The sequence below is a fragment of the Micromonospora tarapacensis genome (assembly GCF_019697375.1).
Classification (GTDB): domain Bacteria; phylum Actinomycetota; class Actinomycetes; order Mycobacteriales; family Micromonosporaceae; genus Micromonospora; species Micromonospora tarapacensis.
The window spans coordinates 771,731-792,830 of record NZ_JAHCDI010000003.1 but is presented as its reverse complement, the minus strand read 5'-3'; the positions used below and the strand labels follow the sequence as shown (position 1 = coordinate 792,830).

At 72.3% G+C, this 21,100-nt stretch carries 19 protein-coding genes and 3 pseudogenes; 12 read left to right on the top strand and 10 right to left on the bottom strand.

The genetic code is table 11. The annotated features are described in order from the left end of the window. Window positions 1–55: 55 nt before the first annotated feature. A pseudogene (locus KIF24_RS04620) lies at window positions 56–1,032 on the bottom strand (lysophospholipid acyltransferase family protein). Next, on the bottom strand, window positions 1,029–1,793 hold the full coding sequence (locus KIF24_RS04615; RefSeq protein ID WP_221082890.1) for a GNAT family N-acetyltransferase: 765 nt from the start codon (window positions 1,791–1,793) through the stop codon (window positions 1,029–1,031). Before KIF24_RS04615 ends, KIF24_RS04620 begins: the two are co-directional and overlap by 4 nt. A gap of 166 nt (window positions 1,794–1,959) precedes the next feature. Between KIF24_RS04615 and KIF24_RS04610 the strand changes: the two genes are divergently transcribed. The 7 genes and pseudogenes from KIF24_RS04610 (at window position 1,960) to KIF24_RS04580 (ending at window position 12,076) form a co-directional block, all read left to right on the top strand. Then, entirely contained in the window at window positions 1,960–2,607 is a 648-nt protein-coding gene (locus KIF24_RS04610) for a hotdog family protein (protein WP_221082889.1), read from the top strand. Between the two features lie 149 nt (window positions 2,608–2,756). Further along, window positions 2,757–3,692, top strand: coding sequence for an ABC transporter ATP-binding protein (locus tag KIF24_RS04605; RefSeq protein ID WP_221082888.1), 936 nt, complete (start codon window positions 2,757–2,759; stop codon window positions 3,690–3,692). Then, window positions 3,689–4,504 carry an ABC transporter permease gene (locus tag KIF24_RS04600; protein WP_221082887.1) on the top strand — a complete coding sequence of 272 codons (816 nt, stop codon included), beginning with the start codon at window positions 3,689–3,691 and terminating at the stop codon, window positions 4,502–4,504. Before KIF24_RS04605 ends, KIF24_RS04600 begins: the two co-directional genes overlap by 4 nt. 287 nt (window positions 4,505–4,791) lie before the next feature. Continuing rightward, a pseudogene (locus KIF24_RS04595) lies at window positions 4,792–8,555 on the top strand (multifunctional oxoglutarate decarboxylase/oxoglutarate dehydrogenase thiamine pyrophosphate-binding subunit/dihydrolipoyllysine-residue succinyltransferase subunit). Between the two features lie 90 nt (window positions 8,556–8,645). After that, a complete protein-coding gene (locus tag KIF24_RS04590) occupies window positions 8,646–8,825 on the top strand; it encodes a DUF6104 family protein (RefSeq protein ID WP_221083176.1) in 180 nt (59 codons plus the stop codon). 30 nt (window positions 8,826–8,855) lie between these two features. Further along, window positions 8,856–10,961 (top strand): phosphate acetyltransferase, encoded by a 2,106-nt coding sequence (pta, locus tag KIF24_RS04585; protein ID WP_221082886.1) that lies wholly within the window; start codon window positions 8,856–8,858, stop codon window positions 10,959–10,961. Then, on the top strand, window positions 10,958–12,076 hold the full coding sequence (locus KIF24_RS04580; protein ID WP_221082885.1) for an acetate/propionate family kinase: 1,119 nt from the start codon (window positions 10,958–10,960) through the stop codon (window positions 12,074–12,076). The genes pta and KIF24_RS04580 overlap by 4 nt, the downstream gene beginning before the upstream one ends. A gap of 19 nt (window positions 12,077–12,095) precedes the next feature. Here the strand turns inward: KIF24_RS04580 and KIF24_RS04575 are convergent, their stop codons facing one another. After that, window positions 12,096–12,260: a hypothetical protein gene (locus tag KIF24_RS04575; RefSeq protein ID WP_221082884.1), complete on the bottom strand. Its 165-nt coding sequence runs from the start codon at window positions 12,258–12,260 to the stop codon at window positions 12,096–12,098. A 154-nt stretch (window positions 12,261–12,414) separates the two neighbouring features. On the opposite strand from KIF24_RS04575, the gene KIF24_RS04570 reads away from it, so the two are divergent. Then, the gene (locus KIF24_RS04570) at window positions 12,415–13,407 is read left to right on the top strand and encodes an alpha/beta hydrolase family protein (protein ID WP_221082883.1); all 993 of its coding nucleotides are present in this window, start codon (window positions 12,415–12,417) and stop codon (window positions 13,405–13,407) included. A 15-nt stretch (window positions 13,408–13,422) separates the two neighbouring features. On the opposite strand, the gene KIF24_RS04565 is transcribed toward KIF24_RS04570, so the two are convergent. The 3 genes from KIF24_RS04565 to KIF24_RS04555 form a co-directional block, all read right to left on the bottom strand. Further along, on the bottom strand, window positions 13,423–14,385 hold the full coding sequence (locus tag KIF24_RS04565) for a zinc-binding dehydrogenase (protein ID WP_221082882.1): 963 nt from the start codon (window positions 14,383–14,385) through the stop codon (window positions 13,423–13,425). A 76-nt stretch (window positions 14,386–14,461) separates the two neighbouring features. Continuing rightward, window positions 14,462–15,640, bottom strand: coding sequence for an NAD(P)-dependent malic enzyme (locus KIF24_RS04560; protein WP_221082881.1), 1,179 nt, complete (start codon window positions 15,638–15,640; stop codon window positions 14,462–14,464). Window positions 15,641–15,781: 141 nt separating this feature from the next. After that, window positions 15,782–16,174, bottom strand: coding sequence for a S24/S26 family peptidase (locus KIF24_RS04555; protein ID WP_221082880.1), 393 nt, complete (start codon window positions 16,172–16,174; stop codon window positions 15,782–15,784). 25 nt (window positions 16,175–16,199) lie between these two features. Here KIF24_RS04555 and sodN point away from each other — a divergent pair, with 25 nt between their 5' ends. Both sodN and KIF24_RS04545 read left to right on the top strand, forming a co-directional pair. Then, window positions 16,200–16,604, top strand: a complete 405-nt coding sequence (sodN, locus tag KIF24_RS04550; protein ID WP_221082879.1) for a superoxide dismutase, Ni — start codon at window positions 16,200–16,202, stop codon at window positions 16,602–16,604. Between the two features lie 184 nt (window positions 16,605–16,788). Then, a complete protein-coding gene (locus tag KIF24_RS04545) occupies window positions 16,789–17,196 on the top strand; it encodes an ATP-binding protein (protein WP_221082878.1) in 408 nt (135 codons plus the stop codon). A gap of 13 nt (window positions 17,197–17,209) precedes the next feature. On the opposite strand, the gene KIF24_RS04540 is transcribed toward KIF24_RS04545, so the two are convergent. Then, on the bottom strand, window positions 17,210–17,599 hold the full coding sequence (locus tag KIF24_RS04540; RefSeq protein ID WP_221082877.1) for a hypothetical protein: 390 nt from the start codon (window positions 17,597–17,599) through the stop codon (window positions 17,210–17,212). Between the two features lie 42 nt (window positions 17,600–17,641). Between KIF24_RS04540 and KIF24_RS04535 the strand changes: the two genes are divergently transcribed. Then, window positions 17,642–18,586: a diacylglycerol/lipid kinase family protein gene (locus KIF24_RS04535; RefSeq protein WP_221082876.1), complete on the top strand. Its 945-nt coding sequence runs from the start codon at window positions 17,642–17,644 to the stop codon at window positions 18,584–18,586. A gap of 447 nt (window positions 18,587–19,033) precedes the next feature. After that, window positions 19,034–19,291, top strand: coding sequence for a WhiB family transcriptional regulator (locus tag KIF24_RS04530; protein ID WP_007072794.1), 258 nt, complete (start codon window positions 19,034–19,036; stop codon window positions 19,289–19,291). Between the two features lie 79 nt (window positions 19,292–19,370). Here KIF24_RS04530 and KIF24_RS04525 read toward each other — a convergent pair. From KIF24_RS04525 to KIF24_RS04515, 3 genes and pseudogenes are all read right to left on the bottom strand, one after another. Continuing rightward, window positions 19,371–20,121: pseudogene (locus tag KIF24_RS04525) on the bottom strand (sirohydrochlorin chelatase). Window positions 20,122–20,174: 53 nt separating this feature from the next. Continuing rightward, window positions 20,175–20,939 (bottom strand): phosphoadenylyl-sulfate reductase, encoded by a 765-nt coding sequence (locus KIF24_RS04520; protein WP_221082875.1) that lies wholly within the window; start codon window positions 20,937–20,939, stop codon window positions 20,175–20,177. Beyond that, on the bottom strand, window positions 20,936–21,094 hold the full coding sequence (locus KIF24_RS04515; RefSeq protein ID WP_221082874.1) for a hypothetical protein: 159 nt from the start codon (window positions 21,092–21,094) through the stop codon (window positions 20,936–20,938). Before KIF24_RS04515 ends, KIF24_RS04520 begins: the two co-directional genes overlap by 4 nt. Window positions 21,095–21,100: the final 6 nt, after the last annotated feature.

Sequence of the window (21,100 nt, the reverse complement as noted above, 5' to 3'; positions counted from 1 at the left end):
CATCCGTGCTGGGCGGGCCCTGAAAAGAACCTGTGAGCGGCCGGGCCCGCGCGGTTCAGGCGGCCAGCCGCAGCTCCCGCTCCGGCGTCTCGGCGGGCCGGCCGGCATCCGGCGCGGTCCGGACCGGCGACGGCCCGGTCCCCGGCCACGACGGCAGTCGTTCCGGCCGCAGCACCGTCGCCGGGTGGCCCGACGAGACCGCCCCGGACGGTACGAGATGGACGGCCGACTCGGCGACCCGGGCGAGCGCCCGGCGGTCGGCGGACCGGCCGGGTGCAGCGGCGCGGCGATCTCGACGCTGACCGTCAACGCCCGGACGGCGAGCAGCCGGCGTACCGACCGCAGCAGGTTCTCGTCGCCGACGAAGGCCAGGGCCGTGGTGGCGTCGCCGGTCACTCCGCAGCGGTAGCCGATCCGCAGCGGCACGACGGGCGCTCCGGCGTCGATGGCGGCTTGGAACATCGCCGGCCGGAAACCGGTCGGCGGGCGGCAGTCGGCGCCCACACCGCACCAGGTCGTCCCCTCGGGAAACACCGCGACCGACCGGCCCGCCGCCAGCGCCGCGGTGACCCGGGCCACCGTCGCGGGCAACTCCCGCGGGCGGGAGCGGTCCACGAAGACGGTGCCGGCCGCGCGGGCCAGCAGCCCGATCAGCGGCCAGCGGCCGATCTCGTGCTTGGCCACCAGCCGGGCCGGGGCGACCGCCAGCAACGCCAGCACATCCCACCAGGAGACGTGGTTGGCGACCAGCAGTGCGCGCCGCCGGGGCAGCCGGCCGCGCACCTCGAGACGTACCCCGCAGGCGCGCGCCATGGTCCGCGCCCAGCCGCCCAGCGCGAGCCGTCGCTCCCGCGCGGGCAGCACCGGGAGCAGCGCCGCCAGCCCGATCCCGAGCCCGAGCATCCCGAGCAGGGCGGCGGCCCGGCCCAGTTGCCGACCCAGCGGCACGGCCGGCGCCTGGCCCGGGCCGGGCAGGCAGTCGGGGCCGCAGCCGGAACTGGGCCGCCACAGCGGGTGGGCCAGCGTGGTCACGGCTGCCCGCCGAGGAAGTGTCGCAGGTAGCGCGGGTTGATCCGGTCCATCGAAAGCAGCACGTAGTAGTCGGCCACCCCGAAGTCGGGGTCGTACGCCGGCTCGCCGCAGACCCAGGCCCCGAGCCGGAGATACCCACGGAGCAGTGGCGGGACCAGCTTGGCCGAACCCGCGACCGTCTCCCTCGGGACGCCCGGCTCGGCGAACCAGGGCCGCAGCGGTCGCACCCGCAGGGGCGGCGGTGCCAGATGGCGGGCCTGCGCCTGGGACCACACCTCGGCGGCGGCGAGACCGCCGTCGGTCACCGGCACGGAGGCGCACCCACCGAGCCAACGCAGGCCCCGAAGGTGCAGGTAGCGGGCGATACCGGCCCACATCAGATTGATCACGGCGCCGGTGCGGTGGTCGGGGTGCACGCAGGAACGGCCGGCCTCGACCAGCTGCGCCCGCAGCGGTTCGAGGGCGCTCAGGTCGAACTCGCCCTCGGCGTAACGACGGCTGGTTCGCCCCGACGGGAGCAGGCGGTACGTCCCGACCACCTCGCCGGTGCTCTCCTGCCGCACCAGCAGGTGGTCGCAGTACGGGTCGAAGGCGTCACGGTCGAGGCCGGCCGCGTCCGGGGACACGGTGGCGCCCAGCTCACCGGCGAACACCCGGTGACGCAGGCGTTGCGCGGCCTCGACCTGGCTGGGGTCGTCGGCGATCGAGAGGGTGTAGCCGCTGGTCGTCAGAGATACGTCCGCGGCGGGCAGAACGGCCATGCTCCCTGTGTAGCGCCCCGTGGGTTGCCAGCCCCGGTGACCAGCGGTGTCGATCCGGTGAACGCCGGTCGGCGACCGGTGGCCGACCCGCCGGCGAGGCGCGTGCGGCGACCGTGCGAGGCTGCCGGTGTCCCGGCGACGAGGCCGGCGGCCGGGAGGAAATCCGATGATCATCGAGGCACGCTTCAACGGTCCGCCCGACTCGGGCAACGGCGGCTGGAGCGCCGGCGTCTTCGCCACCGCCTACGGCGGAGACGGCCAGGTCGAGGTGACCCTGCGCCGACCGCCCCCGCTGGACACCCCGCTCGCGCTGCTGGACGGGGAGGTGCGCGATCCGGCCGGCGAGGTGGTCGCCCAACTGCGCCCGGCGGCAGAGCTCGACGACGTGGTGCCGCCGGTCGACCTGGCGACCGCCCGGGCCGCCTCGGCGGCGTACCCGGGGCTGGTGGACCACCCGTTCCCCGGCTGCTACGTCTGCGGCCCGGAGCGCGACGACGGCCTGCGGATCTTTCCCGGACGGCTGCCGGACGGCCGGACGGCCGCGCCGGTGCGGACACCCCGGGAGGTCGGCAGCGCCATGGTCTGGGCCGCCCTGGACTGTCCCGGCGGCTGGGCGGTGATCGGTCCGGGCCGCCCCTACGTGCTCGGCCGGATCGCGGCGCGGGTCGAGGCGCTGCCCCGTCCGGGCGACGAGTGCGTGGTGACCGGCGCGGCGATCGCTGTCGAGGGCCGCAAGGCGCTGGTGCGATCCAGCCTGTACGGCGCGGACGGCGCCCTGCTCGCCCACGCCCGGGCCACCTGGATCGCCGTGTAGGCACGGCCGCCGATCGGCTCGTACCTGGGGATGAGACGGCTCCTGCCTGAGGCGGATCACGATCTCCAGAGCGAGCCCGATTGATTTGGTTGACCACTACCGTCACGCTGTGCAACGGCGCATTCCGGCGCCAACACGGGAGGAGAACGATGACCGACGGGCAGCCAAGCCCCACCAACGACGCGCAGATCGTGGTTTCCGGCCTGAGTAAGCAGTACCGCCGCGTACTGGCGGTCAACAACCTGTCGTTCACGGTCGAACCGGGTCGGGTCACCGGCTTCCTCGGCCCGAACGGTGCGGGTAAGACCACCACCCTGCGGATGCTGCTGAACCTGGTCACCCCGACCGCCGGAACGGCGACCATCGGTGGCCGCCGGTACCCCGACCTGGCCGACCCGCTGCGGCACGTCGGCGCGGTGCTGGAAGCGTCCAGCGCGCACAAGGGCCGCACCGGCCTCAACCACCTGCGGGTGATCTGCGCGGCCGCCGGGCTGCCCCGGCAGCGGGCCGACGAGGCGCTGGCCCTGGTCGGCCTCACCCCTGCGGCGAAGCGCAAGTTCAAGGGCTACTCGCTGGGCATGAAGCAGCGGCTCGGCATCGCCGCGGCGATGCTCGGCGACCCCCGGGTACTCGTCCTCGACGAGCCGGCCAACGGCCTGGACCCGGAGGGCATCCGCTGGATGCGCGGATTCCTCAAGGGGCTGGCCGCCGAGGGACGCACGGTGCTGGTCTCCAGCCATCTGCTGTCGGAGATGCAGTTGCTGGCCGACGATGTGGTGATCATCGCGGCCGGGCAGCTGGTCCGGCAGGGTCCGGTCGACCAGGTGATCGGGTCGATGGCGCAGGGCGTCCGGGTCCGGGTCCGCACGCCGCAGGCCGACGCGCTGACCGCCGCACTGGCCGGCGGGCCCGCCGCGGTGGAAGCCGACGGGCAGGACGTCCTCCTGATCGCCGGGGTCGACGCGCCGACGGTGGGTCGGGCGGCACTGGCCGCCGGCGTGGAACTGCACGAGCTGACCACCGAACGACCCGACCTGGAACGCGTGTTCCTGGAGCTGACGGCCGGAAAGGCGGGCATCCGATGAGCAACCTCGTCCGCTCCGAACTGCTCAAGATCCGTACGACCAGCACCTGGTGGTGGCTGGCCATCGGGGCGTTCCTGTCGATCGCCCTGGCCTTCGCCTTCAACGCCTGGCTGGCCAGCGAGACCCTCAGCGGTGGTGGGGAGGAGTTCGGCTTCACCGGCGACTCGGCCTCCGCGCCGGCGCAGGCGGCGAACCTCTACACCTCCGGCCAGTACCTGGGTCTGATGTTCGTGATGCTCATCGGCATCCTCATGGTCACCAACGAGTTCTTCCACCAGACGGCGACCACCACGTTCCTGGCCACCCCGCGGCGCACCTCGGTGATCGTCAGCAAGCTCATCGCGGCCAGCCTGCTCGGCTTCGCCTTCTGGCTGGTGACCACGCTGATCGACCTCGCCGCCGGCGCGACGTTCCTGGCGTTGAACGACTACGGCACCCAGCTCGGCGAGTGGGAGGTCCAGCGGGCGCTGCTGCTCAACCTGATGGCGTACGCCATCTGGACGGTGCTCGGCGTGGGCATCGGCACGTTGATCACCAACCAGCTGGGCGCGGTGATCACCGCCGCCGTGCTCTACCTGATCGGCACCCAGGTGGTGGGCCTGCTCTTCCTGCTGCTGTCGAACCTGCTGGACAACATGGCGGTGATGAAGTGGCAGGTGGTCTGGCCGGCCGCCGCGTCCCAGATCATGATCACGCCCGGCGAGAACGAGATGCTGCCCGCCTGGTGGGTCGGCGCGCTCGTGCTGGTGGGCTACGCCGTGGTCAGCGGGGTGGCCGGGATCCTGATCACCCGCCGGCGCGACATCTCCTGACTTCGGGTCGCGAGCAGCCGGCGGGCCCGGTTCACCGGTGGACGACCGGCGAACCGGGCCCGTCGGCCGTCGAACCGGGACCACCCGGCCACGGCAGCGAGCAACGGGATACCCAGCGCTTACCGAACTTCCGGCATCTATTGTGAAACGGACCACGCGACGGAGGCGGAAATGCCTTGCGGCCCGGTACGGCGTAGCCTGGGAACCCTCCTGTGTGCGTCCGTCCCGACGCCACCGGACCCCACCGCGTGACACACAAACCCGCGTGAAAGAGGCGATTACCGGCCGTGTCGACCCAGCAGACTTCGCAGGAGAACCCACTGGCGGGTTTCGGCCCGAACGAGTGGATCGTCGAGGAGATGTACCACCGCTACCTCGCCGACCCCACCAGCGTCGACCCGGCCTGGCACGACTTCTTCGCCGACTACCGGCCCGGCCCGGGCTCCGCCCGCACGACGGACGGTGACGGCGGCGGCCGGCCCGCCCCACCGACGCGGCCGAGGCCAGGGAATCCACCCCGGCCAAGGCCGAACCGGCCGCGAAGCGCGCGCCGGCCGCCAAGGCCGAGCCGGCCACCAGGGCCGCCCCCGCCAGGACCGAGAGCCGCACCTCGCCGTCCCCGACCAGGGCCAGGCCGGGCGCCGCCAAGACCGAGCCGGCGAAGAGTGCGCCGGCGCAGACCGCCCCGACCGCGACCGGGCCGCAGACCACGCCGCTGCGTGGGGTCGCCGCCAAGATCGTCCAGAACATGGGCGCGTCCCTGGCCGTGCCGACCGCGACCAGCGTCCGCGCGGTCCCGGCCAAGCTGCTGGTCGACAACCGCATCGTGATCAACAACCACCTCGCCCGGGGGCGCGGCGGCAAGGTCAGCTTCACCCACCTGGTCGGCTACGCCCTGGTCCGGGCGCTGGTCGCGCACCCCGAGATGAACAACTCCTTCACCGAGGTCGACGGCAAGCCGGCGATGGTCCGCCCGGAACGCGTCAACCTGGGCATCGCCATCGACCTGGCCAAGCCCGACGGCAGCCGCAACCTGGTGGTCCCCTCCATCAAGGGCTGCGAGACGATGGACTTCCGGCAGTTCTGGCAGGCGTACGAGGACGTCGTCCGGCGGGCCCGCCGCAACGAGCTGACCATGGAGGACTACTCGGGCACCACCATCTCGCTGACCAACCCGGGCGGCATCGGCACGGTGCACTCCATGCCGCGGCTGATGCAGGGGCAGAGCGCGATCATCGGCGTCGGCGCGATGGAGTACCCGGCGCCGTACCAGGGCATGAGCGAAGCCACCCTGGCCGAGCTGGCGGTCAGCAAGGTCATCACGCTGACCAGCACGTACGACCACCGGATCATTCAGGGCGCGCAGTCCGGCGAGTTCCTCAAGGCCATGCACGAGCTGATGCTCGGCGAGCACGGCTTCTACGACCGGATCTTCACCTCGCTGCGCATCCCGTACGAGCCGGTGCGCTGGATGCGCGACGTGGCGGTCGACAGCGAAGGGCAGATCAACAAGACCGCGCGGGTGCACGAGCTGATCCACGCCTACCGGGTTCGTGGCCACCTGATGGCCGACACCGACCCGCTGGAGTTCAAGATCCGCAAGCACCCGGACCTGGACGTCCTCCAGCACGGGCTGACCCTGTGGGATCTGGACCGCACCTTCCCGGTCAACGGCTTCGCCGGCCGACAGCGGATGAAGCTGCGCGAGATCCTCGGTGTGCTGCGCGACTCGTACTGCCGGCGGGTCGGCATCGAGTACATGCACATCCAGGATCCGGAGGAGCGACGCTGGATCCAGGATCGGGTCGAGCGCAGGTACGAGAAGCCGCCGGCCGGCGAGCAGAAGCACGTGCTCAACCGGCTCAATGCGGCCGAGGCGTTCGAGACCTTCCTGCAGACCAAGTACGTCGGTCAGAAGCGGTTCTCACTGGAGGGCGGCGAGTCGCTGATCCCGCTGCTCGGCGAGGTGCTGGAGGCGTCCGCCGAGGGCGGGCTGGACGAGGTCGTCATCGGCATGGCCCACCGGGGCCGGCTCAACGTGCTGGCCAACATCGTCGGCAAGCCGTACGAGAAGATCTTCTCGGAGTTCGAGGGGCATCTGGACCCGCGCTCCACCCAGGGCTCGGGCGACGTGAAGTACCACCTCGGCCAGAACGGCAAGTTCACCACTCCCGACGGCGACCACGCGGTCAAGGTCTCGGTGGTGGCGAACCCGTCGCACCTGGAGGCGGTCGACCCGGTGCTGGAGGGCATCGTGCGGGCCAAGCAGGACCGCATCGACCTCAAGCTGGAGGGCTACACCGTGCTGCCGCTGGCGGTGCACGGCGACGCGGCCTTCGCCGGCCAGGGCGTGGTGGCGGAGACGCTCAACCTCTCCCAGTTGCGCGGATACCGCACCGGCGGGACGGTGCACGTGGTGGTCAACAACCAGGTCGGCTTCACCACCGCCCCGGAGTACTCCCGCTCCAGCCTCTACAGCACCGACGTGGCCCGGATGATCCAGGCCCCGATCTTCCACGTCAACGGCGACGACCCGGAGGCCGTGGTCCGGGTCGCCCGGCTGGCCTTCGAGTACCGGCAGGCGTTCAACAAGGACGTCGTGATCGACCTGGTCTGCTACCGGCGGCGCGGGCACAACGAGGGCGACGACCCCTCGATGTCCAACCCCCAGATGTACCGGATCATCGACTCGAAGCGCTCGGTCCGCAAGCTCTACACCGAGGAGCTGATCGGGCGGGGCGACATCACCGTGGAGGACGCCGAGGAACTGCTGCGCGACTACCAGTCGCAGCTGGAGCGGGTCTTCAAGGCGACCCGCGACGCGGCCAGCGCGCCGCGCCAGCTGAGCCGGCCGTCCCGGCAGGACGAGCCGGAGCCGCAGGTGGAGACCGCGATCGAGGCGTCGGTCGTCAAGGCCGTCGGCGAGGCGCACGTCAACCTGCCCGACGGCTTCACCCCGCACAAGCGGATCCAGCAGTTGCTCGACCGGCGGGCCAAGATGTCCGTCGAGGGCAACATCGACTGGGGCTTCGGCGAGATCATCGCGTTCGGTGCGCTGCTGCACGACGGGGTGACCGTCCGGCTCGCCGGCCAGGACTCGCGCCGCGGCACCTTCGTGCAGCGGCACGCCTCCGTGGTCGACGCGCAGACCGGCGACGACTACCTGCCGTTGCAGGCGTTGACCGGCGACGGCGAACGCTCGCGGTTCTTCGTGCACGACTCACTGCTGTCCGAGTACGCCGCGATGGGCTTCGAGTACGGCTACTCGGTGGAGAACATCGACGCGCTGGTCTGCTGGGAGGCGCAGTTCGGCGACTTCGTCAACGGCGCCCAGTCGGTCATCGACGAGTTCATCTCCTCCGGCGAGGTGAAGTGGGGTCAGCGCTCCGCCGTCACCCTGCTGCTGCCGCACGGCCACGAGGGTCAGGGCCCGGACCACACCTCCGGCCGACCGGAGCGGTTCCTCCAGATGTGCGCCGAGGACAACATGCGGGTGGCCATTCCGACCACCCCGGCGAACTACTTCCACCTGCTGCGGCGCCAGGCCCTCTCGCCGAAGCGCAAGCCGCTGGTGGTGTTCACGCCGAAGTCGCTGCTGCGGCACAAGCTCTGCGTGTCGCCGGTGGAGGACTTCACCACCGGCACCTTCGCCCCCGTGCTGGCCGACCGGGCCGCTCCGGCTCCGGAGCAGGTCAAGCGGGTGCTGCTCTGCTCTGGCAAGATCTACTACGACCTGTTCCAGGCGCGACAGGAGCGCGGCGTCAGCGACACCGCGATCCTCCGGCTGGAGCAGCTCTACCCGATGCCGGTGGCGGAGATCAGGGCCGCGCTCGCGCAGTTCCCGAACGCGGAGGACTTCGCCTGGGTGCAGGAGGAGCCGGCCAACCAGGGCGCCTGGTCGTTCGTGGCGCTCAACCTGCTGGAGCACCTCGAGGGGGTCCGGCTGCGCCGCATCTCGCGGCCGGCCGCCGCCGCACCGGCCGTCGGCTCGGCGAAGATGCACGAGGTCGAGCAGACCGGCCTCATCGAGGTGGCCCTGCCCCGCCCCTGACGAGATCCAGCCCGGTCCCGTCCCTCCCTCGGGTGGGGCGGGACCGGCCGGCTTCACCGGGTCGATGCCGGTGAGGAAGTGAGTAGGCGCATGTACTTCACCGACCGGGGCATCGAGGAACTGGTCGAGCGGCGCGGCGACGAGCAGGTCAGCCTGGAGTGGCTCGGCGAGCGGCTGCGTGACTTCGTCGATCTGAATCCGGAGTTCGAGACTCCGATCGAACGGTTCGCGACCTGGCTGGCCCGGCTCGACGAGGAAGACGACGACTGACCCGCCCGGAACGAAGGCTGATCTTGTAGCGTGAGTTCCGTGGCCCGCAGCGTTTACCTGACAAGCGTCGGCTCGGGCGGGGGCAAGTCGACAATCGCCCTCGGCCTCGCCGAGTTGCTGTCCCGGCAGGTCGGCGGGATCGGCGTCTTCCGCCCGCTGGTGGCGCAGGATCGGCCGGATCCGATCCTCACCCTGCTCGCCGAGCGGTACCGGGTGGGGCTGCCCGTGGCGGACCTGCACGGCACCACGTACGCCGAGGCGACCGCCCTGGTCGCGGACGGTCGGCGGGAGGAGCTGATCTCCCGGATCGTCGAACGCTACCGGGACGTCGAGCGGCGGTTCGCCGCGATGGTGGTGGTGGGCAGCGACTTCGCCGCTGCGGGCGACGCCGCCGGGCCCCGGGAACTCGCCTTCAACGCCCGGCTGGCCACCGAGTTCGGCAGCGTGGTGGTGCCCGTGGTCGACGGGTTCGGGCAGCCGTCCGCGGCGATCGCCGCTGCCGCCCGGGGCGCCTACCACGACGTGGCGGACCTCGGCGCGACCGTGCTCGCGGTACTGGCCAACCGGGTGCCCGGCGCGATGACGCTGCCCCGGCTGCCGGTTCCCGCGTACGCGATCCCCGAGGTGCCGACCGTGTCGGCACCGACGGTGGCCGAGGTGGCGGCGGCGCTCGGCGCCACCCTGCTCGCCGGCGACGAGACCGCACTCGCCCGTGACGTGCTCGACTACGTCGTCGGTGCGGCCCACGTGCCGACCCTGCTGGAGCACCTGACCGAGGGCGCCCTGCTGATCATGCCGGGCGACCGGGACGACCTGCTGGTGGCCGCGAGCGCCGCGCACGTGGCCGGCCAGGTGTCGCTGGCCGGACTGGTGCTCACCCTCGGTGTACCGCCCGACCCCCGGGCGATGCGGCTGGTGGAGGCCCTGAACGCCCGGCTCGCGGTGCTCTCCGTCGCCAGCGACAGCTACCACACGGTGGCCGCGTCGAGCCGGATCGAGGGTCGGCCCAGCGCCGGCAACCCGCGCAAGGTGGAGGCGGCGCTCGGCGCGTTCGAGGCACACGTCGACACCGTCGAGCTGGCCAGCCGGCTGCGGGTCAGCCGCTCCGGGCGGGTCACCCCGCTGATGTTCGAGTACGACCTGATCGACCGCGCCCGGGCCCGGCGCCGGCACCTGGTGCTGCCGGAGGGGACGGAGGAGCGGATCCTGCGCGCCACGGAGATCCTGCTGCGTCGGGGGGTGGCCGACCTGACCCTGCTCGGCCGCACCGAGGAGGTGGCGCGGCGCGCCCGGGAACTGGGCGTCGACATCGGCGAGGCCCGCGTGGTGGACCCGACCGGCAGCCCGTGGCGCGACGAGTTCGCCGAGGCGTACGCGAAGCTGCGCGCGCACCGGGGAGTCACCACCGAACTGGCGTACGACGTCGTCGCTCAACCGAACTACTTCGGCACCATGATGGTGTGGGCGGGACACGCCGACGGCATGGTCTCCGGCGCCACGCACACCACTGCGGCGACGATCCGGCCCGCGTTCGAGATCGTGAAGACCGTGCCGGACGTGTCGGTGGCCTCCAGCGTCTTCTTCATGCTGCTCGCCGACCGGGTGCTGGTCTACGGCGACTGCGCGGTCAACCCCGACCCGGACGCCGCCCAACTGGCCGACATCGCGATCTCCTCGGCCGACACCGCGGCCCGGTTCGGCATCGAGCCCCGGGTGGCGATGCTGTCATACTCGACCGGCAGTTCGGGCGCGGGCGCGGACGTGGAGAAGGTCGCGGCGGCCACCGCGCTGGTCCGCCGGCGCCGGCCCGAACTGGCCGTCGAGGGACCGATCCAGTACGACGCGGCCATCGACCCGGCGGTGGCGGAGACGAAACTGCCGGGCAGCGCGGTCGCCGGCCGGGCGACGGTCTTCATCTTCCCCGACCTGAACACGGGCAACAACACGTACAAGGCGGTGCAGCGCTCCGCCGGGGCGGTGGCCGTCGGACCGGTGATGCAGGGCCTGCGCCGGCCGGTCAACGACCTCTCCCGGGGAGCCACCGTGCCGGACATCGTCAACACCGTGGCGATCACCGCCATCCAGGCCGCCGCCCCCGCCGAGGGGCCGACACCAGCCGAAGGGGCGGCACCGTGAGCAAGGTGCTCGTGCTCAACTGCGGATCGTCGTCGGTCAAGTACCGGTTGTACGACGGCGACAGCGTCCTCGACAAGGGCGTCGTCGAACGGATCGGCGAGCCGGGCGGCGGGCCGTCCGACCACGGCGGCGCGATCCGGCAGATCCTGGCCGGGCTGGACCTGACGGGGCTCGCCGCCGTGGGTCACCGGGTGGTGCACGGCGGCCGGCGGTTCACCGCACCGACGCTGGTGGACGACGCGGTGCTGGCCGCCGTCACCGAGCTGGTGCCACTGGCACCGCTGCACAACCCGGCGAACCTGGCCGGCATCGCGGTGGCCCGCGAGGCGCTGCCGGAGGTGCCGCAGGTGGCCGTCTTCGACACCGCGTTCCACCACACGCTGCCCGACTCGGCCGCCACGTACGCGATCGACCTGGAGGTCGCGCAGCGGTACGGCATCCGGCGGTACGGATTCCACGGCACCTCGCACGCGTACGTCTCCCGGCGGACGGCCGAGCTGCTGGGTCGCCCGTACGCCGAGGTCAACACGATCAGCCTGCACCTGGGCAACGGGGCCAGCGCCTGCGCGGTCGCCGGTGGGCGCAGCGTCGCCACCTCGATGGGAATGTCCCCCCTGGAGGGCCTGGTGATGGGCACCCGCAGCGGCGACCTCGACCCGACCATCGTGTTCCACCTGCGTCGCGAGGGTGGGTTGGGGGTGGACGAGATCGACGACCTGCTCAACCACCACAGCGGTCTGCTGGGGCTGGCCGGCGTCAACGACATGCGTGAGGTGCTCGCCCGGCGGGCGGCCGGGGACGAGTCGGCGGCGCTGGCCTTCGACGTCTACTGCCGCCGGATCACGGGTTATCTGGGGGCGTACTACGCCCTGCTCGGCCGGGTGGACGCGGTCACGTTCACCGCCGGCGTCGGCGAGCACGCCGCCCCGGTGCGTGCGGCGGCCCTGGCCGGACTGGACCGGCTCGGCATCGCCGTCGACCCGGGCCGCAACGCCGGCAGCGGCGACCGGTTCATCTCACCCGACGGTGCGGAGGTCGCGGTCTGCGTGGTCGGCACCGACGAGGAGCGGGAGATCGCGCGGGCGGCCCGGGCGGTGGTCTCCGGCGGCAACTGACGCCGCGCCGGCACCCGGGTCAGCCGAAGGCGAGCCAGGTGGCGAGTGCGATCAGCACCGCCGCGACCACGGCCGCCCCGACGATCAGGTTGGTACGCGACGCCGTCTCCGCCGGGGCATCCGGGTTGGCGAAGGCGCGGAACGCCTCGGTGTTGCCGCTCGGGTCGGTGTAGTTCTCAGCCATGCCCGGAACCTTAGCGAAACCGGTCCAGCCGGACCGCCCCGTACGCCCGGACGCGCCGTGCCGGACGGCACGGACGACAGCGCCCGGCTCACCTCGCACCACCGGCGGGTGAGGGGCGGGGCCCGGCGGGGCGGGGGCGAGGCAGAATCGAGCCATGTCGCGTCGCGCCGCCTCACTCCTGCTCGCCAGCACGCTGTTCGCCAGCGTGCTGGTTGGCTGCTCCACCGACCGCGGGCCCGCCGAGCGGGTCGACCAGCCCGCCCCGCAGGCCACCACCGCCGCACCGGCGGCATCCGCGCCGGCACCGGCGATTCCGGCCGGCAGCGCGCCGGAGGACGCCTTCGCGGTCGGCGTACGGCAGCTCAAGCTGAACCGCGACGGCGACCGGCCGCTGCCGGTGACCATCTGGTATCCGGCGGCCGGTCGGGCCGGTGTCGAACCGGCGGCCTCGGCCGAGGGCGCGGACGGGAAGTTCCCGGTGGTCATGTTCAGTCACGGCCTGGGCGGCCGGCCCGCCGACTACGCGGCCCTGTTGACCCGCTGGGCGGCGGCCGGTTTCGTGGTGGCCGCGCCGACGTTCCCGCACACCTCCCGGGGCGAGGGCGACCCCAACGTCCTCGACGTGCTCAACCAGCCCGCCGACGTGTCGTACGCGCTGACCCGGGTGCTCGCTCTCGACGGCCGCGACGGCGATCCGCTGCGGGGCCGGCTGGCCACCGAACGGGTGGCCGCGGCCGGGCACTCGGCGGGCGGGGTGACCACCATCGGGCTGTTCACCGCCGGGCGGGACGAGCGGCTGGGCGCCGGGATCGTCTTCGCCGGGACCGCCCTCGGTGTGGGCACCGCGTTCGCCGGCGCCACGGCACCGCAACTGTTCGTGCACGGCGAGGCCGACGAGGTGGTGCAGTACGCCGCCGGCAAGGCCGTGTACGACAAGGTGCCTTGGCCGAAGGCGATGCTGAGCCTGCCCGACGGCGACCACGGCCGTGCCCTGCTGCGCGACGGTGAGGGTGCCCCGCTGCGGGTCGTCGCCGACACCACCATCGAGTTCCTGCGGTGGACGCTCTACGGCGACGCGGCGGCCAAGGAACGCATTCCCACCGCGGCCACCCGCGACGACCTCGCCGTTCTCGACAACCGCCTGTGAGGCGGGGCCGGGGCCTCAGGCGGTGTGGTCGACCACGACCTTGCCGAAGACGTCCCCGGAGTGCAGGCGGGCGAAGGCGTCGGCGACCCGGCTGAACGGCACCACGCTGTCGACCACTGGGCGGACCCCCCGCCCGGCGCAGAAGGCGAGCAGGTCGGTCAACTCGTCCGGGGTGCCCATCGAGGTGCCCAGGATCTCCAACTGCATGGCGAAGACCCGGCGCAGATTGACCTTTGGTTCGTGCCCGGCCGTCGCGCCGGAGACCACGATCCGGGCGCCGGGGGCGGCCGACTTCAGCGAGTGGTCGAAGGTGGCCGCGCCGACTGTCTCGATCACCACGTCGACCCGTTCGGGCAGCCGCGCGCCGGGTTCGACGGCGGTCGCGCCCAGTTCGGCGATCCGGGCCCGCTTGGCGGCGTCGCGGCTGGTCGCGTACACCCGCTTGCCCATGGCCGCGGCCAGCGCGACGGCCGCGGTGGCCACGCCGCCCCCGGCACCCTGGACCAGGACGGCCCCGGCCTCGTCGACGCGGCCCTTGGTGGTGAGCATCCGCCAGGCGGTCAGCCAGGCCGTCGGCAGGCAGGCCGCGTCGCTCGCCGCCAGGCCCGCCGGCAGCGGCAGCAGGTTCGACCGGGGTACGGCCACCCGGTCGGCCAGCGTCCCGGGAAAGTGCTCGGACAGGATGGACATCCCGCGCGGGTCACCGGGCGTGGGCACCACCGGGTAGACGACCACCTCGTTGCCGTCCGGGTCCACCCCGGCCGCATCGCAGCCGAGGATCATCGGCAGTTGCTCGGCGCGGAGCCCGACGCCACGCAGCGACCAGAGGTCGTGGTGGTTGAGCGAGCTGGCGGTGACGCGCAGCGTCACCCAGCCGTCGTCGGGCAGGCTCGGCTCAGGCCGCTCACCGACGGTGAGCGCGGTGAGCGGGTCGGCGTCATCGAAACGGGTGGCGAAGGCGGCACGCATGATCCGCACCGTAACAAGCTGAGCGGCCGTTAAGAAGGGCCCCTTCCGATGCGCCAGCCGGCCAGAAGGGACCCTTCCTCGCCGCTCAGGCGCGGGCGACGCCGTCGCGGCGGGCTGCCTCGGCCACTGCGTCGGCCACCGCCGGCGCGACGCGCGGGTCGAGCGGCGAGGGCACGATCGCCTCGGGCGTCAGCGTCTCGGCCACCACGGAGGCGATCGCGTCGGCCGCCGCGACCTTCATGCCGTCGGTGATCCGGGTGGCCCGGGCCTGGAAGGCGCCCCGGAACACACCGGGGAAGGCCAGCACGTTGTTGATCTGGTTCGGATAGTCGCTGCGGCCGGTGGCGACCACCGCGACGTGCCGAGCGGCCGTCTCCGGATGCACCTCCGGAGTGGGGTTGGCCAGCGCGAACACGATCCCGCCCGGGGCCATCCCGGCCACCGCCCGCTCGGGGATCTGCCCACCGGAGACCCCGATCAGCACGTCGGCGTCGCGCAGCGCCTCGGTGATGTCACCCCGGCGGCCATCGGCGTTCGTCAGGTCGGCAAGCTCGGCCTTGGTCCCGATCAGACCGGCGCGCTGCCGGGAGATGATGCCCCGCGAGTCGCAGACCACCACTCGTTCCGGGTCGATCCCTCCGGCCACCAGCATCCTGGTCACCGCCACGCCGGCCGCGCCCGCACCGCTGACGGCCACCCGCAGGTCGCCGAGCTTGCGGTCGAGCAGCGTCGCGGCGTTGCGCAGCGCGGCCAGCACCACGATGGCCGTGCCGTGCTGGTCGTCGTGGAACACCGGGATGTCCAGCGCCTGGTCGAGCCGCCGCTCCACCTCGAAGCAGCGTGGGGCGCTGATGTCCTCCAGGTTGATGCCACCGAAGGACGGCGCGAGCGCCTTGACCACCGCGACGATCTCGTCGACGTCCTGAGTGTCCAGGCAGACCGGTACCGCGTCGAGCCCACCGAACTGCTTGAACAGCACGGCCTTGCCCTCCATCACCGGCAGCGCGGCCCGGGGACCGATGTTGCCGAGGCCGAGTACGGCCGAACCGTCGGTGACGACCGCCACGGTGCGCGAGGCCCAGGTGTAGTCGTGCGCGAGGGTCGGATCGGCGGCGATCGCCTCACAGACCCGGGCCACACCCGGGGTGTACGCGAGGGAGAGGTCGTCCCGGCTGGCCAGCGGAACCGTCGAGACGACGGCCATCTTGCCGCCCCGGTGCAGTTGGAAGACGGGATCAGCAGGGTCCACGGTGGACGAAGACATGGTGACTCCAGGAGATGTCGAGCAGCTGGACCGACCGGTCGGGGCGCACGGTGAGGCGGGCGAGCGGCGGCGCGCGGTGCGGGGGGTCACCCGGGCACCTCCGAGCATAGTCACGCCCCGGGGTCCAGTATGTGAGCAGGGTCATAACCGCCGGGACGGTACCCGACCGGGTCTGGGCCAGTAGCGGGCCACCACCCGGCCCAGCACGTCGGCCTCGCCGTACGCCCGGGAGTCGTCGGTGACCAGGCCGTTGTCCCCGGACAGCCACCATCCGCCGGCGGCGGGACGGACCGCGCGCTTGACCACCAGCAGGTCCGGGCGGCTGCGGAAGACCGCGATCACCACGTCGCCGGGCCGGACCGCCCGGCCGCCACGGCGCACCAGCACCGCGTCGCCGTGGCGCAGCGTCGGCGCCATGGACGGGCCGGTCACCAGGACGGTCGACAGGGGCCACCGCAGCCGGGGCGCGGACACGGGTTTCACCTCCAGCGGCCTCGGGGACCACCCTCCAGGAGTAATGTCGTCTTGGATCATCGCAAACTTCCCATGGAGGATCCCGATGCGACTTCCACGCATCCTTACGCCCCGCGTGACCGCGAGCGCCCACTGTGACCTGCCCTGCGGGGTCTACGACCCGGCGCAGGCCCGGATCGAGGCCGAGTCGGTGAAAATGATCTGCGAGAAGTACCAGGCCAACACCGACCCCGAGTTCCGCACCCGGGCCATCCTGATCAAGGAGCAGCGGGCCGAGTTGGTCAAGCACCACCTGTGGGTGCTGTGGACCGACTACTTCAAGCCGCCGCACTTCGAGAAGTACCCGAACCTGCACCAGCTCTTCAACGAGGCCACCAAGATGGCCGGCGCGGCCGGCGCCAAGGGTGCCACCGACCCGACCAAGGCAGACGAGTTGCTGCAGAAGATCGACGAGATCTCGAAGATCTTCTGGGAGACCAAGCAGGCGTGACACCCGCCCGCGTACGGCGGGCTCGTCGCGTGGGCGGCCGGTGCGACGCACCGGCCGCCCACGCGTTCCGGCGCCTCGGTACCACGCCCGGACCCGGACCAGGCGACGCCCCGACCGCCACGCCGACCATCCTGAACCGCCCGGCCGCCTGAGCGGGTAGAGTCCCCGACCGGGGGGATGAGTGGTGACTCAACTGACCGGCCAGCCGACGACCGACGACGATGTCGTGCACCTCACCGTGCCCGCGGACGGTGGCTACCTGAGCGTGCTCCGCACCGCCACCGCCGGCCTCGCGGCACGTCTCCAGTTCGCCCTCGACGAGATCGAGGACCTGCGCATCGCGGTCGACGAGGCGTGCGCCATGTTGCTCGCCATCGCCGCGCGGGGTGCCGAACTCGACTGTCGCTTCTCGGTGCACGAGGACGCACTGACCGTCGAGGTGACCGTGCCGACCGGGCCGGGCGCCAAGCTGCCCGGGGAGTCGTCGTTCGCCTGGAAGGTGCTCACCGCCCTGACCACGTCGGCGACGGCGAGCGCGGTCGACGGCCGGGCGACCATCGCCCTGCTCACCCGGCGCGCCTCCGGCTGGTGAGCGCCGCCACGGGTCACTCGAAGCCCAGAGCCCGGGTGGTGGGTGGGCTCACCAGCAACCAGGTGACGCCGAGCCCGAGCGCGATCAGCGGTACGCCGAGCCAGCCGATGCCTCCCTGGATCATGAACCAACCGATCGGCAGCAGCATGAGTTGGAGCACGATGGCCGGTGCCCGGGCACCGGCGCGGAGGCGCAGCAGCGCGCCGCCCAACACCCAGAGGACGATCGCGGCGCCGATGGCGAAGGCGGTGACCAGCAGCGCCGACGTCAGATCGGTGGTGTCGGCGGTGAAATCCGCGAGGACCAGCCAGCCGGCGACAAGCCCGACGGCGACCGCCTGCCCCCGCAGCAGCCAGACCGCCCAACGGAGGGTGACGGGGGTCGGGTCGGAGTCGATGGTCACGCGGTCACGATACCCGTGACGCCCGGGAGTACAGTGCCGGCCATGCGGGCCGTCCTGCTGGTCAATCCGAAGGCCACCACCACCAGCGAACGCGCGCGGGACGTGCTGGTCCGTGCGCTGCGCAGCGAGGTCGATCTATCCGTGCGCTACACCCGCCAGCGTGGTCACGCCACCACGCTCGCTCGGGAGGCCGCCGAGGAGGGTGTCGACGCGGTGGTCACCCTCGGTGGCGACGGCACGGTCAACGAGGTGGTCAACGGGCTGATGACGGCGGCCAGCGCCGGCGGTGCCGAGCCGACCGCCGAGCGGTTGCCGGCCCTGGCCACCGTGCCGGGCGGCTCCACCAACGTCTTCGCCCGGGCCCTGGGCCTGCCCCGGGAGTGGCCGGAGGGCACCAGCATGATTTTGGAGGGTCTCCGGTTGGGCCGGTACCGGACGATCGGACTCGGTCGGGCCGACGACCGCTACTTCACCTTCTGCGGCGGTTTCGGGCTCGACGCCGCAGTGATCCACCGGGTCGAGGAGGCTCGCCGCCGGGGGCGGGTCTCCTCCCCCTCGCTCTACTTTCGCGCCTTCACCACCCAGTTGCTACTGGGCGACGAGCGGCGGCACCCGGCGATCCAGTTGGAGCGGCCGGGCGAGGCGAACGAGGGCGAGTTGGCCACGATCATCGTGCAGAACACCGCACCGTGGACGTACGTCGGGGACCGGGAGGTCAACCCGAACCCGGAGGCGTCGTTCGATCTCGGGCTGGACGTGCTGGCGCTGCGCCAGCTAGGCGTTGCCAGTACGACACGGACCGTCACGCAATTCTTCTCGCCGACGCCCGATCCTCGTGGCCGTCAGGTGCTGCGCCTGCACGATGTGGCCGAGTTCTCGCTGGTCGCGAGCCGTCCTCAGGCATTCCAGCTCGACGGCGACTATCTTGGCGAGCGGGAAAAAGTTAGATTCACCTCCGTTCCCGCCGCACTCAGAGTAATCTGTTAGGTCTCCGGTACCACCGGGCGGAGCTGGTCGGCGCGACCCCCGATGCGCAACGACTGCGACACTCGGGACTGATGCCGGAAATGTCAGCAATGCGCGGCGGACTGTACTATATTGATCCTCGACTGTGATACGCCGGGTAGCCGGAGTGATCTGGAACCGGGACAAATGGGTTGTGGGCTTGCTCACCGTCCGGAGTTTTTCCGAGCGTCACCCTTGACATCGCGTGAGTTCGTGAAAGTATTCACAAGCAAACTTGAGTTACCGGGACATTGCCTGGATATGCTCGGCAGGTTGAGCTGTTCCAGCAGGTCCCCCCGGGACACCAGCCTGCTCACGCACTGCCGAATTGGCGGACGCTAACCGTCACCGTCGGCACTGCGGATGCATATAGGGAAAGCACCAACAAGCAACATCTGCCACCCATCCAGAATGAGGAGTGTTGCCGCCATGGACTGGCGTCACCATGCTGTCTGCCGCGACGAGGACCCGGAGCTGTTCTTCCCGATCGGGACGTCCGGTCCGGCTCTCCTGCAGGTCGAGCAGGCCAAGGCCGTCTGCCGGCGCTGCTCCGTGACCGACCAGTGCCTGCAGTGGGCGCTGGAGTCCGGTCAGGACGCTGGCGTCTGGGGCGGGATGAGCGAGGAGGAACGGCGCGCTGTCAAGCGGCGCGGCGGCCTCCGGGTGCTGCGCGCTCACTCCGCCTGACCCATCACACCCGCACGAAGCGACACGCCCCGGCCGGCTCAGCCCGCCGGGGCGTTCTGCTGCCCGTTGCCACCGGCCGTCACCCGACGCGCCCCGGCTCGGCGTCCCGGCCGCCCGCACGCGGCTGCGCGTCCACCCGGCGCAGCACCAGGTCGACCAGTTCCGGCGCGTCCGTCAGCGGGGCCGCCACCGCCACCGCGCCGGCCTCCGCGCCGCCGCCACCACCGTGTCGTGGAACAACCCGGGCGCCAGGAAGTACGCGGCCACCGCCACCCGCCGCGCACCACGCGCCCGCAGTCGCGCCACCGCGGCACCGACGCCGGGGGCGCCGCCGACGCGTACGACACGCGGGTCGGGGTGCCCAGGGCGCTGCCGAGTGCGCCGGCCACCCGACCGACGGACCCCCGTGCGCCGGCGTCACGGGTCCCCGCGGCGGCCAGTACCAGAGCGTCGAACCGGCCCGGCTCCACCTCGGCCAGCCGCCGCCGCAACCCGGCAAGCAACGCCGGATCCACCTCGGTGCCCACCGGGCCGAGCACGTCGCTGACGCGCACCCGGATCGGCGGGCCGGACCGGCAGGCCGCCGCCACCGCCGCCGGGATGTCCACCCGGCGGTGGTACGCGGCGGTCAGCAGCAACGGCACCAGGATCGCCCGGGAGTGTCCCGCCGCGGCCAACCCGCGCAACGCCTCCGTCGGGCCGGGCTCGGTGTGGTCGAGCCAACTCGCCAGCACCCGCGTACCGGGGCGAGCAGCGGCGACCGCGCGGGCCAGCGCCCTGGTCGCGTCGGCCGCCCGTGGGTCGCGGCTGCCGTGGGCGACCAGGAGCAGCGGGTCCCCGCCCGGCCCGCGTTCGCCGGGCCGGGCGGGCCCGGTCGCGCCGGTCAGACGTGCAGACCGCACTCGGTCTTCTCGAACATGGCCCAACGGCCGGCTCGTGGATCCTCGCCGGCCCTGGTTCGCCGCGTGCACGGCCAGCAGCCGATCGAGCCGTAGCCGCGCCGGAACAACTCGTTCACGGGCACGTTCCACCGGGCGATGTACGCGTCGACGTCACGCTGCGTCCAGGCCGCGATCGGATTGACCTTCACCTTGCCCCGGCGGGCGTCGAACGTCACCACCGGAGTGTTGGCGCGGGTCGGTGACTCGTCGCGACGCAGGCCGGCGGCCCACGCGTCGTAACCGGCCAGCGCCCGCTCCAGCGGCTCCACCTTGCGCAACTGGCAGCATTCGTCCGGGGACTTGTTGAACAGCCGTGGCCCGTACTCACCGTCCTGCTGACCCACGGTGAGTCGCGGCCGGACGGACCGGACGTTCACCGGCAACGTGCGGGCCACCTCGTCGCGGACCGCCAGCGTCTCCGGAAAGTGCAGGCCGGTGTCGAGGAAGACCACGTCCACCCCCGGGGCCACCCGGGAGGCCAGGTGCGCGAGCACCCCGTCGGCCATCGAGCTGGTCACGCAGAACCGGTCACCGAAGGTTTCCGCGGCCCACCGGGCGATCTCCGGCGCGGGCGCGCCCTCCAGCTCCCGGCCAGCCCGCTCGGCCAGCTCACGCAGCTCGTCCGGGCCACGCCGCGCCGGGTCGGCCGGAGCCGGGGCGCCGGCGCCGACCAGGCCGAGACCGGCGGCGGAGACCAGGGCGCTCACCGGCCGGCCCTCCGGGAGAGCAGGCCGTTGAAGCGGACCGTGAACACCCGCGCGCAGGCGTGGCACTCCCACGCGCCGTGCCCGGTCTCATTCGGCCGCAGATCCTCCTCACCGCAGTACGGGCAGTACAGCGGTGCGGAACGCGTCTCACTCATCGCGCC

Coding starts and splice junctions, on each gene's coding strand:
- KIF24_RS04615 (WP_221082890.1), bottom strand. CDS start 1,793: ATGGCCGTTCTGCCCGCCGCGGACGTATCTCTGACGACCAGCGGCTAC.
- KIF24_RS04610 (WP_221082889.1), top strand. CDS start 1,960: ATGATCATCGAGGCACGCTTCAACGGTCCGCCCGACTCGGGCAACGGC.
- KIF24_RS04605 (WP_221082888.1), top strand. CDS start 2,757: ATGACCGACGGGCAGCCAAGCCCCACCAACGACGCGCAGATCGTGGTT.
- KIF24_RS04600 (WP_221082887.1), top strand. CDS start 3,689: ATGAGCAACCTCGTCCGCTCCGAACTGCTCAAGATCCGTACGACCAGC.
- KIF24_RS04590 (WP_221083176.1), top strand. CDS start 8,646: ATGTACTTCACCGACCGGGGCATCGAGGAACTGGTCGAGCGGCGCGGC.
- KIF24_RS04575 (WP_221082884.1), bottom strand. CDS start 12,260: ATGGCTGAGAACTACACCGACCCGAGCGGCAACACCGAGGCGTTCCGC.
- KIF24_RS04570 (WP_221082883.1), top strand. CDS start 12,415: ATGTCGCGTCGCGCCGCCTCACTCCTGCTCGCCAGCACGCTGTTCGCC.
- KIF24_RS04560 (WP_221082881.1), bottom strand. CDS start 15,640: ATGTCTTCGTCCACCGTGGACCCTGCTGATCCCGTCTTCCAACTGCAC.
- KIF24_RS04555 (WP_221082880.1), bottom strand. CDS start 16,174: ATGATCCAAGACGACATTACTCCTGGAGGGTGGTCCCCGAGGCCGCTG.
- sodN (WP_221082879.1), top strand. CDS start 16,200: ATGCGACTTCCACGCATCCTTACGCCCCGCGTGACCGCGAGCGCCCAC.
- KIF24_RS04535 (WP_221082876.1), top strand. CDS start 17,642: ATGCGGGCCGTCCTGCTGGTCAATCCGAAGGCCACCACCACCAGCGAA.
- KIF24_RS04530 (WP_007072794.1), top strand. CDS start 19,034: ATGGACTGGCGTCACCATGCTGTCTGCCGCGACGAGGACCCGGAGCTG.
- KIF24_RS04515 (WP_221082874.1), bottom strand. CDS start 21,094: ATGAGTGAGACGCGTTCCGCACCGCTGTACTGCCCGTACTGCGGTGAG.